At 49.3% G+C, this 13445-nt stretch carries 14 protein-coding genes; all 14 read right to left on the reverse strand.

Features of this window, described 5'->3' with window-relative positions; translation table 11 throughout:
* Window positions 1-53: 53 nt before the first annotated feature.
* The 14 genes from DXA36_RS27070 to DXA36_RS27135 all read right to left on the reverse strand — a co-directional run bounded on the left by DXA36_RS27070 (window position 54) and on the right by DXA36_RS27135 (window position 13424).
* On the reverse strand, window positions 54-1007 hold the full coding sequence (locus tag DXA36_RS27070; protein ID WP_118682391.1) for a 5'-nucleotidase: 954 nt from the start codon (window positions 1005-1007) through the stop codon (window positions 54-56).
* 93 nt (window positions 1008-1100) lie between these two features.
* The gene (locus DXA36_RS27075) at window positions 1101-1757 is read right to left on the reverse strand and encodes a DUF1653 domain-containing protein (protein ID WP_118682431.1); all 657 of its coding nucleotides are present in this window, start codon (window positions 1755-1757) and stop codon (window positions 1101-1103) included.
* Window positions 1758-1889: 132 nt separating this feature from the next.
* On the reverse strand, window positions 1890-2267 hold the full coding sequence (locus DXA36_RS27080; RefSeq protein WP_118682392.1) for a hypothetical protein: 378 nt from the start codon (window positions 2265-2267) through the stop codon (window positions 1890-1892).
* 273 nt (window positions 2268-2540) lie between these two features.
* On the reverse strand, window positions 2541-3338 hold the full coding sequence (locus DXA36_RS27085; protein WP_118682393.1) for an N-formylglutamate amidohydrolase: 798 nt from the start codon (window positions 3336-3338) through the stop codon (window positions 2541-2543).
* A 4-nt stretch (window positions 3339-3342) separates the two neighbouring features.
* Window positions 3343-3960 (reverse strand): HAD family hydrolase, encoded by a 618-nt coding sequence (locus DXA36_RS27090; protein WP_118682394.1) that lies wholly within the window; start codon window positions 3958-3960, stop codon window positions 3343-3345.
* Window positions 3961-4075: 115 nt separating this feature from the next.
* On the reverse strand, window positions 4076-4522 hold the full coding sequence (locus DXA36_RS27095; RefSeq protein ID WP_118682395.1) for a GatB/YqeY domain-containing protein: 447 nt from the start codon (window positions 4520-4522) through the stop codon (window positions 4076-4078).
* A gap of 129 nt (window positions 4523-4651) precedes the next feature.
* Window positions 4652-5215, reverse strand: coding sequence for a hypothetical protein (locus DXA36_RS27100; RefSeq protein WP_118682396.1), 564 nt, complete (start codon window positions 5213-5215; stop codon window positions 4652-4654).
* Between the two features lie 83 nt (window positions 5216-5298).
* On the reverse strand, window positions 5299-6300 hold the full coding sequence (gene holA, locus DXA36_RS27105) for a DNA polymerase III subunit delta (RefSeq protein ID WP_118682397.1): 1002 nt from the start codon (window positions 6298-6300) through the stop codon (window positions 5299-5301).
* Between the two features lie 185 nt (window positions 6301-6485).
* Window positions 6486-8861 (reverse strand): DNA internalization-related competence protein ComEC/Rec2, encoded by a 2376-nt coding sequence (locus tag DXA36_RS27110; protein ID WP_118682398.1) that lies wholly within the window; start codon window positions 8859-8861, stop codon window positions 6486-6488.
* Window positions 8858-9817, reverse strand: coding sequence for a GerMN domain-containing protein (locus DXA36_RS27115; RefSeq protein ID WP_118682399.1), 960 nt, complete (start codon window positions 9815-9817; stop codon window positions 8858-8860). The genes DXA36_RS27110 and DXA36_RS27115 overlap by 4 nt, the downstream gene beginning before the upstream one ends.
* Before the next feature lie 32 nt (window positions 9818-9849).
* The gene (locus DXA36_RS27120) at window positions 9850-11340 is read right to left on the reverse strand and encodes a sensor histidine kinase (RefSeq protein WP_118682400.1); all 1491 of its coding nucleotides are present in this window, start codon (window positions 11338-11340) and stop codon (window positions 9850-9852) included.
* Window positions 11341-11474: 134 nt separating this feature from the next.
* Complete coding sequence (locus DXA36_RS27125) at window positions 11475-12164, reverse strand: response regulator transcription factor (protein WP_118682401.1); 690 nt, start codon at window positions 12162-12164, stop codon at window positions 11475-11477.
* A 39-nt stretch (window positions 12165-12203) separates the two neighbouring features.
* Window positions 12204-12863 (reverse strand): helix-hairpin-helix domain-containing protein, encoded by a 660-nt coding sequence (locus tag DXA36_RS27130; protein WP_118682402.1) that lies wholly within the window; start codon window positions 12861-12863, stop codon window positions 12204-12206.
* Window positions 12864-12992: 129 nt separating this feature from the next.
* The gene (locus DXA36_RS27135) at window positions 12993-13424 is read right to left on the reverse strand and encodes a DMT family transporter (protein ID WP_118682403.1); all 432 of its coding nucleotides are present in this window, start codon (window positions 13422-13424) and stop codon (window positions 12993-12995) included.
* Window positions 13425-13445 lie beyond the last annotated feature (21 nt).

Raw genomic sequence — 13445 nt, forward strand, 5'->3', positions numbered from 1 at the left:
TTTTTCTATACTGTCCTTTTCTATGCGATACATTTTCTATACTGTCCCATTTTCTATTCTATACCGCCCTTAACGTCCGGATTTCCTTTCTCCGGCTTCTCCTCTTTCCGGCAACGGCATGGCACCCTGGCGGAGGGTACCACTGCAGCGGCATTTCCCGTATGCACCGCCTGATCGTCAAAAAAGATGTGGGCGCCGAAGGCAGCCAGAATCTCCTTTTTGGAAATGCCTCCCAGAAAAAAAGCTTCATCTATCCTGATATTCCATGCGCGCAGGGTCCTGATAACCCGTTCATGGGCCGGTGCGCTTCTGGAGGTGACAAGGGCCGTCCTGATAGGTGTCTGATCCGGCGGGAACTCCTGCTGCAGTACAGCAATGGTTTTGAGGAAGCGTGCAAAAGGCCCTTCCTCCAGGGGACTGCCGGCCTTGCGCCGTTCGTTTTCTTCAAAAGCGGCAAGCCCCTGCTCCTGGAAAATCCGTTCGGATTCATCCGTAAACAGGACAGCATCCCCGTCAAAGGCAATGCGGATCTGCCGGATTTCCTCCTCCCGGGCATATTCCCTCACACCGTCGCAGATTATGCCTGCCGCAATGCCGGAATCCACTGCCCGCTGCACGTCATCCTCACAGGCAGAAAGAAAAAGGTCCGTACGGAAGGCTTCCAGGTAAGGGGCAAGGGACGCGCCCCCTGCAAGAACCGCACGGGTGATATCCAGCCCATAATGCTCTATGGAACGGAAAACACGCAGCGAAGTATCCGCGCTGTTTCTTGACATCACGATGACTTCCACCCGGCCCTTCTGACCGGGCAGCCTATTGATGGCAAGAAGCGCCTTTATCAGAGGAAATCCGGGGCCGGGCTTCAGGATATCCGCCTCATGCTCCGTCTGATACTTCCGGTAGCTTTCCACACCTTCTTTTTCAAATATTTCATTTTCCAGGCACAGATCAAAAAGCGCCCTTGTGGAAACGCCTATAACCAGCCTGTTGTCCAAATCATATGCCATGAAGTCCTCCTCCTTCGGTGCAGGACAGAGTCTTCTTTATAGCCGGTACGCCGGATACAATACCGTACCGGAAGCTCCCGGCGTTATCTGCTGTTATCTGAGTCGGTTGCATTCATATTTTTCCAGTGTTATCAGACAATTTTTCAATGTCTGGTAACGCTCCTCCAGTTCCCCTTCTTCCAGCTCCAGGTCCAGGGATACGGCAATGGTATTCAGCATTTCATCCGTAATCCGGCTGTGCAGGCCAACCATGATATTCAGCTTATCCTCATAGGTATCCGCATCCAGAAACTGCAGCAGCAGCGGATCCAAAACCGCTTCCTCCTCTTCCGCTTCCTCAGTTGTCCGTTCCGGTCCGGGAAAAGCCTGTTCTGCGGCAAAAGCTTCATGTCCCGCAGCAGATATATCAGCGGCAGGATGTCCCTGCTCACCAGATGCCTTCCGCATAACCGTTTTATCCTCCGCCGGAGCAAAGGGCTGTGAAGCTTCCGTCTCCGGCATGCCACCCTGTCCCAGAATCTGAGGTACCAGGGTAAAACGGTATTCCGCCTTTGCTTCCGGATATTTATCATGATCAACCTGGCTCACAAACAGGTTAAGCGGCCTTACAAATACCGGAAAATCACCGTATAGCGCCTGATAAACCACCATGCTTTCCCCTGTTTCGGAATGGGTTGCAAGCGTGATAACTTTATAAAGATTTCCTTTGAAATGCTGATATATTTCGTTTGGCCTGGGGGTTCTTTCCATATTCTTCTCTCCCGTCCGCACGTAAGGTTCCGGCTCATATTATCCGTCGCTTTTCCGGTTCTCTCCCGGTCGTGCTTTTTTGCTTATTATACCCCCAAACGATATTTATGTCATTCCCCAAATCCAAAGTGCTCAAAGAAATTCCTGGTAAAGGCTGCAGCCTTCCACACCGAATTCCACTTTGCCCACGCGATCCAGAATGGCTTTTTTCTGCAGGCTGTCCAGTCTGTCAAAGCGTTTGTTATGGATTTTCAGGAAATAGCTGCGTTCCCCTGATACATCCCTGGTATAGGTAAGTGTCAGGCCGCAGTTGGAATATCCTTCCTGCTTCAGGGTATCCCTCACCCGATCCAGATATTCCTCTTCCAGCCGGATGTAATATTTCTCATCCAGCCTCACTCTGTCTTTTGTCTGGCTCATCACCGTCCCTGTAATAAAAAAAGCGCAAATGAGCATCAACACTGCGGTAACTGCCAGAAGGCCGGTTCTTTTTCTTACTATTTTCCTCATAAACATTTTCCTCCGCCCTGCACCTTTTTGCCTATTATGGCACTTATGCTGTACGATAATACGGACTCATCGGCTTGTCTGTCCTCTTATGACGGATACTATTCCGTCTCTCTTTCATTAGATGCAGATGGGAGGGGAAACGTTTCAAAAAATATGAATTTTTCCGGTAATTATCCAGCTGGTGTGTCCATTCACCGGACAGACCGTCAATTTCCAAATAAATTAACTGAACTGAAAACTCCGCCTGTGTCGGCGGTATAGGCGGAGTTCCAGTTAGTAATATAATCTTTGCAGATTTTTAAAAAAACTTTGCATTTTATTTTTAGTATTATCAAAGATTTCATAATTAATTTGCGGAAATTCCTCATTACCAAAATTCCTTGTATTTATATACGTCTTATAGTTCAATTCAATCTGTAATGCTTCACATGAATTAAGCCGCCCACCATGCTCCTGCACAATAAAGCCGCCTGGAAAAGGGGTATTATCCTGTATAATAAAATTCTCTTTTTTCAGTATTCTTTTAATAATACCGAAAAAATTTCCCGAAGCAGTTTTTCCAAACCTGTTTCCCAGAACTAAATCACAGTCAAGATTACATCCGAAGCTATGCAAATCCAGTAAAATAGCACTAGAAAAACATCTTTTCTTTTGGGAAAGTAAATCTCTGAGCCGCTCATGATAAGGTTCATAAATTACATGAATCCTGTTTTTTATTTCCGCATCGCTTATTTCCTCCTTATACATCTCATATCCCATCGTCGTTTGTTTATAAACAGGATGGTTTTCGTATGCTCCTGTCAAATTATTCCCGCACTTTCTGTTCAGATCAATTACATACCTGCTTACATCATTTATTATTACAGTAAACCCCATTTCCGGTAAAAAAGAATATAAATCAGATAGATACCAATCCATATTGGGTAATACTATATTATCATTAAGCTTTTCTTTCATAACCGGAGGAATAAACGTACCGCTATGGGGAAGGCTGACAACAACAGGGAAGCTATTATTATCGCAATTATAAATAGTATAATATTTATTTTCGTTTCTCAAAGTCCCATCCATTTTGTCACCTCTTATGGAGTAATTTTTCCAATTCTTCAAAACTATTAATTATCATTCCCTTATAAAGTACTTTGTCCCGGTCAAATAAAATGGGAACTATCCCCAATTCCGCTGCCGCATCTAAATTATTTATGTTGTTATCAATAAAAATACAATCCTGAGGCTTGCTTTTACTTCCTTCCAATGCAATATTGAATATTCTTTTATCCGGTTTTCTGCAGTTTACATCACCACTCACGATTTTACACCGAAAGTATTTATTAAGTCTGTAGTACTCAGTAAGATAGGCACTCCATTCGGATATATCATTAGATACCAAAACAAAGTTGTAATTTGCACTATATTTTTCTGCAAAAGTTATAAATTCCTCATCTAATGTCAGATATTTTTCCAGATAATTCTTCATATGGTATTGGGGATCTTTAAATCCTAATAATGTCAGAAAATGCTCTGAACTTATCTCTCCGTTTCCGGCTTTTGTAAATAACTGTTCTTCTTTTATTTGTCTTACCAATCTTTCATGTTCCTGCTTTGGAAAATACTGAAAAATATAAGGTATAAAATTACCCTTGCTTTCTTTTACTATAACGCCATACATATCGAAGAATATCGTTCGGATCATTTTCTCTCCTGCCTTGTCCTATTAATTCCGGCTGATAAAAGCAGGGCCTTTGCACCCCGCCGCCCTTTCCATCCGGAAAGAACCGCCGGGGCACAAAGGCCCTGCTTTTTTTCTTTTATTGTATCACTTCCCCGACAAGCTTATTTACCAGCGCTCCGTCGGCTTTTCCCTTCACACGGGGCATAAGCGCCTTCATGATTCTGCCTTTATCTTTTCCAGCAGGTGCTTCGAGTCCCAAAGAGGCAAGAACCTCCTGTATTTCTCTGCGGATCGCTTCTTCACTCATTTCTTCGGGGGCAAATTCCTTCAGGACGGCCAGTCGTTTTTCGCATTCCTCGATTATGTCCGTTCTGTCTGCAGGTGCCAGTTCCCTGGTTTCCTGGGTCTGCTTGATCTCTTTTTTGATAACTTCATTTTCTTCCGCTTCCGTCAAATCCGACCTTTTATCAATCGCTTTATTTTTGAGGGCGGCAAGGAGGGCGGAAAGGGTGTCCTTTCTTTCCTTATCCTTGTTCTTCATAGCTGCGACCATTTCTGCCCTTACTTCTTCTATTTTACCCATATTTACTCCTTTCCGTGCGCCGAAGCACACCAACAAAATCCAGATTCCCGCAAGAAGCGCCATGTGCCGGATGACGCCAAACTTTTTTATCTACACCCATGCCGGGATACACGCCTGACAGCAGGGTGTTTACTCCAATTCTTCCCTGCAAAAGTAGCAGGTATACTTTTGCCCGCTTCCCTGAGGAAGCAGATTATCGGCACCGCAATAGGAACAGGCCACCCGGCGCATTCCCTGAGGCACGCTGTCCCCTTCATAGAGCCTTTTTGCGGCGGGGAGTCCGCCGGTCTCCCATCTGTCGCGCCGGAATTCCTGCTGCTTTTCCTGGCGGTGATCCGCCTCGTCCAGATTGGCCTTCTGTCTGAGATAGTCGGTTGTTGACATATCCGCTTTGGCGCCCTTTTTCTGTGAGGGGGAATAGGCTGTATTTTTAGTACCCGCATGCCTGCTTTTATCGGGTACCGTACCCGCTGAATAATTGGTTGCTCCCGTATGTACCGGTGCTGTCCCGGATTGCATTTCCCGCATCCCGGGCTGGGGCGCCGGGGAAGGCGTATAAGCCGGGGGCGCCGGCGGCGTTTGGTTATAATAAGGATTCTGATCCCCGCTGCCGCCGCTGCTTTTCCGTTTCAAAACACCGGATACGGCCGCCATAATTATAATCCACAGAACTATGGATATCAATCCGCTCATATTTTCTCTCCTAACTGTTCCGTATTTCCCAGTTCCTGCAATGTGTGTGGCACCTCCTGCAAAAACCGCTTTCCAAGCACACGCTATGCCCGCCCCGGGGTCCTGCCTCCGGAGCTGTATCTGACAATAAGAAGCTCCACTCCCATGGTATCATTCAGTTTTCCGCTTTTTACCGCCTCATCCGTACCCACGCAGGCTTCCAGGGCTTCACGCAGTTCTTCCTTCCGGAAACGGGCTGCCTGGCTCACATATTTTCCCGCAATAAAGCTGTGCAGCCCTGTTTTTTCACCGATTTTCCTGTTGTCATAGCCCTTTGCCTTCAGTTCTTTTACCTGCAGCAGAAGATTAAACTGCCTTCCTATAAGAAACAGGATGCGCATAGCCGGTTCCTTCAGTGCCAGCAGATCATAATACAGCTTCAGTGCCTGCTGCTGCCTGCCCATGGCGATAGCTTCCACCATATCAAAAATCTGGCTGGTCACCTGATGGGTGCAGACAGCTTCTATATCCGCTTCCGTAATCGTATCCTTTTTCAGGGTATAGCAAAAAAGCTTTTCCATTTCCCGGCTTATATTTTCCATGTCCGAACCGGTCTTCTGCAGGAAAAAATCCAGGCCGGATGAAGAAATGGCTTTATTCTCCTTCTTTACCCTGCCCAATATCCACCGCTTCAGCGTAGTCTCATCCTGGGTGGCAAATTCCACGGCGCAGCCGTTGTCCTTTACCGCTTTAAACAGCCGGTTTCTCTTATCAACCTCGGATTCCGTAAAAAGAATGCATACGGTGGATGCCGGTTCCTTCAGATAATCCGCAAGCTGTTCGCCGCCTTTCTTAAAAAAACCGCTGTCTTCAATGAGAATAACCCTTCTTTCGGCGAGAAAGGGCATGGTTTCCGCCAGATCAATAATCTCGCCGGGGTTTATATTTTTACCCTTGAAAACAGTGAAATTCATGGTGTCACCATCCTGAACAAGAGCTTCTTTCAGCTTGTCCCGGTATTGATTCTTCAGATAGGCCTCCTGCCCATATAGTAGATAAACCTGCCTGAATTGCTTTTTTTTCATGTCTTCCAACAGCTGCTGCATTTCAGGCCTCCTTTCTTCCGCTGTGCTGCTCTGTGACCGTCCCGTCTGAACGGTTACGTCCGGCCGCCTTTCTGTTACTGTTCACTCCGTGACCAGTAACATCTTTCTTTCCTATCATGACACATTCCCGTCTCTCAGTCAACGTCTAAAAAAAGGGGATGCCGCAGGGCACAAAGGGCTGTCTTTCATCCTGATCCGTTACAAAAAGGTTCCACCCAAATTTTTTCATTTTTTGCCCTTATTGTAACGGCACCGCTGCCGCTGGTGATAAGCACGGGAATTCCTCGTTCCGCAAAGCGCTGGAGCACCTCTTTGTGCGGATGTCCGTAGGTATTGTTTTTCCCGCAGGAAATCAGGGCAAGGGAAGGGGAAGCCGCATCCAGAAACGCCTCTGCCGACGAGGTGGCGGAGCCGTGGTGGGCTGTTTTGAGGATATCACAGTTTTCCAGCAGCTCCCTGTCCTCTTCCAGCATCTGAAGTTCTCCTTCCTCCTCCACATCTCCGGTGAGAAGAGCGGTGAAGCCCGGCTTATTTTCCTGCCCATCAGGGGCCGTGGGGTATGTCAAACGTTGTTTTCCTTCCACACTAAGCTTCAGCACCAAAGAGGAGGCATTGCGATCCTTGTAAAAACCGCCCTCGCGGGGATGGAGACATAAAAAAGCGGTCCTTCCGTCCCCGTCAAAAAGCTGATCTCCTGCAAGCATGCGGTATACCGGAATCCCATAGGTTTGGGCGCATGCCAGAAGCGTTTCCGGTTCTTCTCCGTCCGGCCCGGCCCCCGGCAGAACCAGACCGCCTATGGAAACCCCGCTTTCGGCGGCCCATTGGAAAACGGCCTCCAGTCCATTGATATGGTCCTCATCCCAATGGCTCACGAATACGGCTTCCAGCCGATCCACCCCCTGGTACTTCAGGAAAGGTATCACCTGCCAGGTTCCGGTATCCTTTTTGGAAGTGCTGCCCGCATCGTACAAATAATGATTCCCCGCTTCCGTCCGGATATAGATACAGTCTCCCTGTCCCACATCCAGCATGGTCAGACGGGTCTCACCCCGTGGATTTACGGCAAAAACCAGGCACAGCAGGGCGGCAAGAGGCCAGCCCAATCTCCTGGGGATTTTCGCTGCAGTCAGAAGAAGAAGGGCAAGACCCGCATAAAAAAGAAGGATCTGCCAGGTCTGCGGCATCCCTGCATGCCAGATCCCCGGCAGTCCCTGTGCCAGCAGACACAGCTTTTCATACAGAAAGAAGATGCCCCGCACCGGCAGGGCGGCAAGAGAAAGAAAGGTGCCCGCAGGTATCCCCAGGCCGCTGCAGATGCCTCCTGCCAGCACCAGCATAAGGATTCCCCCCATCAGTACTCCCATAAGAGGAATTACCAGGACATTGAGCAAAACAGAAAGGAGATTCCATTCATAAAAAGAAGATAAGAGTACCGGAAGGGTTGCCAGGCTGATACAGAAGCTGGAGCACAGTCCCTCGCGGAGCCTGCCGGCAAGTATGCCGGTTTGCTGTGTGCGCCGGTACCGCTGTCTCTCACTGCCCATTCCGGCAAAACCCGGAATCACCACAGCCGCCCCTGCCGCTGCCGCAAAGGAAAGACGGAAGCCGCCATCCTGCAGCCAGGCGGGATTCTCCGCCAGGAGCAATACGGCAGCAGCGGAAAGGGCCGTGGGCATATCATAGGTCCTTCCCGCCAGCCGTGCCAGCATATAAAGGAAAAACATGAGGACCGCACGAACGGCGGACGGGGAAAACCCTGTCATGAGCAGATAGGAAAAAAGGACGAGGCAGGAAAGCAGACAGGCTGTTTTCCGGGACAGGCGCAAGGTGAGCAGCCGGTAAAGCCCCATGCCCAGCAGAGAGATATGAAGCCCGGAAATAGCCAGGATATGGGCAATTCCCGCCCCCTGATACAGACTTTTAAGTTCCCTGTCTATCCCTTTTTTTTCTCCGAGAAGCATAGCTTTTGCCACAGAGGCCTCTTTTTCCGGTAAAATGCCATCCAGGATATCCCCGGCGCGGCAGCGGATTTCATAAAGGAACTGCCGGAATCCGGAACAGCCGCGGCTCCTTCCGGTAAGCTGTGCGTCCGTCAGCTGCATACTGATTCCATAGCAGGCATAATAAGCCCTTTCATCAAATTCTCCCGGATTGGAAGCTTCTCTGAAATGACGTGCCTTCCCCTGGTAACGCACCCTGCTCCCTATTTCCGGAAGTATGCTTTCTTCTCCGGAAAGCCTGCATATCACCTGGGTTTCCTTATTGTATTCTGTTGTTGTACCGGATATTTGCTGCTTGAAATCAGCAGACAGATTAGAATCAGAATTGGGTTGTGAAATGGTATTGGCAGCAGGCGCTGCAGCCTTTATATAAACGAGCCGAACAGGCCGGCCGGTAGTTATATCCTTATAGCTTACGATATCCCGGACCGTACCCACGATGGTACAGCTTTGCCCGTCCTCCGCCGGAGGGGATGGGGCGGGCAGAGGCTTCACCCACGTTATAACCCGGACTGCCGCCACAAAGCCCAGCATAGCCAGGCATAAAGGACGTCTCATTCTTGGTTTTCTCCTGTCTTTATCAGTTCCAGATTTCTTTCGTACAGGTTCACCAGATTAAAGGTTTCACGGAATACAATATCGGTCTTTCCGTTCACCGCTATCTGGACTTTATTTACATTGGAAAGCTCTACCAGGGAATTGACTATGGAGTACACTGCCACATCCGCGGTGACATTATAAATCTGGGTCAGAAAATTCTCGTCCAGATTCACATAGCAGATCCCGTCCTTTACCGTTACCCCCAGTATTTTGGTGCCGGGATTGATCACCGGATAGACGTCCTCTGAATCAGGCCCCTTCACCAGGTACTCCACCACCAGCTTTTCCATGGAAATATTACTGTTGTATTCCACGGGTTTGATGACTTCCACCAGGCCGTCTCCCGTTTCGTTGGCAAAATACAGCTTCAGCCTCACTCCTTCATAGGTGTTCATCTCTTCTCCTGCATTATCTATAAACGCATCCGCGGTCATAGGGCCTACCGTTATGCCCGTATTATCCGTAAGAGGCTGCCCTCCCACCGTCATGAGCACATGATTGATTCCCTCCGCCTGGGACAGGGTCCGTACCAGCGCCGCGCGGACCAGGATTTCGGTAGTGGGGGGCTGTTTCTTATAGGCTTCGTCCACATCCAGATCGAGCTGTCCCCCTTCCTCTACCTGAAAACCGGTTATCCGGAAGGCGGTCCCCACCGGGGATTTTAATGCCACATCCTCCGGGGCTGCCTCCAGGGCTGAGATTAACTGGCGGATCTGGCTTTCCTGGTCCTGGGATTCGATATAAAAAACCTCTTTGACAATTTTGGTTTCTTCTCTGTTCAGATAATAAACGTCGAAGGCCGTTCCGCTCTGCTGATCCGCCGGTTTCCCGCACGCGGAAAGCAGCAGGCCCAAAGTGCCGCAAAGCAGCAGCATTGCCGCCAGCGTTTTTTTTCCAATAAAAGCTTCCTTCATCCGTTTATCCTCCTTCCTTCCGGACTATTCCCTTATCTTACATAGGTGAGGGGAATTTTCACCGTAAAGCAGGTGCCCTGCCCTTCCAGGCTGGATACCTTCACCGATCCTCTGTGAAGCAGCACGGCATTCCTTGTAATAGCCAGCCCCAGGCCGGTACCTCCGATTTCCCGGGAATGGGATTTGTCCACCCGGTAAAACCGTTCAAAAATATGATCATAATCCGATTCCGGGATACCGATTCCGGAATCGGAGATTTCCACGGTAAAAAACTGATGATCCGCATCCAGAAGGACCTTTACCCATCCATGCTCCTTATTATATTTAATGGCATTTTCCACCAGATTGGTAAATACCTGGGTGATTTTCACATCATCCAGCTCCGCCGTTACCGGCCGGATGCTTTCAAAAACCACTTCCACATCCCTGAGCCGGGCAATGGGGCGCAGACGCTTGAGTACGGACTCGATCAGCTCGTTTACGTCCACCGAGGAAATGTTCATCTGGGCGGCGGTCTTGTCCATCTTCACAAGAGAAAGCAAATCGTTGATGATCTTATTCTCCCTCTCGATTTCATCCGCAATGTCCTGCATGAATTCCTGGTAAAGCGCAAGCGGGGCATCCTGCTGCTGCATGAGGGAATCCGCGAGCACCTTCATGGAGGTCAGCGGCGTCTTCAGCTCGTGGGATACATTGGAAACAAATTCCTGACGGGAATCGTCAATTACCTTCATCTGGGTCAGCAGCTGGTTAAAGGCATTGATGATATGCTCTGTTTCGATATAATCAGGCACGGCTATAGGTTCATCGGTAAAACCGTCCTTTACCTCCGTTATAGCCTGGGTAACCCGGTTGAAGGGCTTCACCAGGATGGTGGAAAACCCTACCGCAACCCCGAAAATACAGATAATCATCACGATTTCTATGATCATCGCCTTGCGGTTCAGAATCTCCATCGTTGCGGCTATGCTGTCCGTGGATACACTGGCAAGCATGACGCCCTGCACCTGGCCTGCATTGTCCTTTTTCACCGTATCGGGGGAGGCCGTCTGGCTCTTGCCGGAGCTGGTTTCCTCGATGGGTATGGTCATTTCGATATAGCCGTTTTTCTTATCGTATTTTGTGCTGCCCTGCCCCTTGAAGCAGAGGATGACCTCTTCCGAAATCATGGTCTTGCCTTCACTGATACTATATGTATCTTTTACAACCCGGAAATTGTTATTGATAATGATAACGCGTCCGTCATACAGATTGGACATCTGCTCCAGCTCCGCATTGATAGCTTCTGAGGAGGTGTCCTGAAGATAATTATTATTCAGAAGATGGTTTGCAATAATCTTGAATTGGGTCTGTGTATCGGAGGTTCTCAGGTCAACCGCCCGTTCTTCATAGCTCTGGAGAATGCCCACCCGCATAAAAATGCTGGGAAGAATCCCCATGATCAGCATAAGCAGGAATATATAAACCTTCATGCTCCTGAGAGCAGGTATTTTGTGAAATAACTCTTTAAGCCTGGTAAGCATTTTGGCAGCTCCTACTATTCAGCCTGACATTGTTTACAGTCCAAAACCCCCGCACAGCAAGCACAGCGGATTACAGTCCGCAGGAATAAGAAGTGCGGCCCGGTACAAAAGCCCGGGCCGTCTCCGGATGGGGTTCAGGCGCGGAAAAAGTAGCCTACTCCCCATTTGGTATGCACAAATCTCGGTTCACTGGGATTGCTCTCGATCTTTTCACGAAGCCTTCTGATGTGCACATCCACGGTACGTACATCCCCGGGGTAATCGCTCCCCCAGACCAGCTTCAGAAGATTCTCACGGCTGTATACCTTATTGGGATTCAGCGCCAGAAGCTCCAGCACATCAAATTCCTTTGCGGTCAGGTTCACTTCTTTCCCCGCAATATAGACACGTCTGCTGTCACAATCCAGGCGCAGATCACCGTTCACTATCGTTTTGGGCGCATTGGATGCGTTATCCCTGACTGTCGTCCTTCTCATGATAGCCTTGATCCTGGCCTTTACCTCCAGGATGTTAAAGGGCTTGGTGATATAATCATCCGCCCCATATTCCAGCCCCATGATTTTATCCATATCATCATCCTTTGCCGTAAGCATGACTATGGGTACATTGGAAAACTCCCTGATCTGCTGGCAGACCTCCAGGCCCGTCAGCTTCGGCAGCATAATATCCAGCAAGATAATATCAAACTCCGTATTCCTCGCCATTTCCAGGGCTTCTTCCCCGTCATAGGCACAGGTGACTTCCATTCCGTCCTGCTCCAGGCTGAACCGGATCCCTTTCACAATCAGTTTTTCATCGTCTACAACCAAAACCCGCTTTGCCATAGTTCCTCCAAAGAAATTCCAGAAAATCCTGTTTCTTTACTATCCGACGGTAATCCTGGACTTAAGCTTTGCAAAGCTGCCTTCCTTGATCCCGTCCACTTTCATAATCTCCTCAATGGTACGAAAATTTCCATGCTGCCGGCGGTACGCCTCAATAGCTTCCGCCCTCGTCTGACCGATTCCGGGAAGTGTCATCAGCTGTGATACATCCGCGGTGTTAATATTCACCAGACCGTCTTCTGTGTTTCCTGCACTTTGTGCATTCCGCGCATAGCCGCCGCTTTGCGCTTCTTCCAGCGTAGGCACCACAACCTGCATACCATCGGTAACGGCAGCCGCCTGGTTCACATCTCTTTCCGACGCATCCTCCGTCAGGCCGCCGGCCGCCTGTATGGCATCCACCACCCGGCTGCCTTCCGGCAGGCTGTACACCCCCGGCTCCTTCACGGCGCCGCATATATGTACCAGGCAGTGGGAAGGCTGCCTATCCTCCCCGGCCTCTGTTGATGCGCCGGAAGCCTTCCCGGCTTCCTCCGCAGACACCTTACCGTCCTCTTGTGCAGGTTCTCCGCTGTTATCACGCACGGACTCCGGCTGCTGCGTCAGTTCCTGTAGTTCCATTCCCCTGCCGCAGCCGTTTAAAACGAAAAGAAAGACCAGTACTGTAATAAGTACTGGAGTAAATCTGCATTTTGACATGTTATCTCCTTTTCCAATGATTACGGAATTCCGTCAATCACACGAAAAGGCCCCCGTATGCCGCTGCTCTTTTATTGTAAGATAAAAACAATGGTTTTACAAGGGAAAGTTTGTTTTTGTCCGCCTTGTTTATTTCCATTTAAAAATCACGATCCCGGCTATGGCTACTGCCATCCCGATTGCTTTCCGCCATTCCCATCCGGTCTTTTCCACACCGAACATCCCGAAAAGCTCTATGACATATGCCACCAGCAGCTGGGCTACCACAATGAGCATTACCGCCCTGGCCGGCCCCAGCATATCCATGCTCTTAATGACGGTATAGGTAATAAAAGCACCGATAGCGCCGCCCAGAAGCATGTATTTGGGCTGTACCTGGAAAACACCCAGAAGGGAGCTTCGATCGGCAAACGCCCAGGCGATCAGGCACACCACCAGCGCTGTGAACTGGACAAAGCAGTTTGCCACCCAGATACTGGACGACTTGGTGACCTCCGTATTGAAAACTCCCTGGATACTCATCAGCGCACCGGAAATCAAAGCAATAATCAAACCAATCATATGGGCCTCCTGTCATGGGAG

This window comes from Eisenbergiella sp. OF01-20 (genome assembly GCF_003478085.1).
In the GTDB taxonomy this organism is placed as follows: Bacteria; Bacillota; Clostridia; order Lachnospirales; family Lachnospiraceae; genus Eisenbergiella.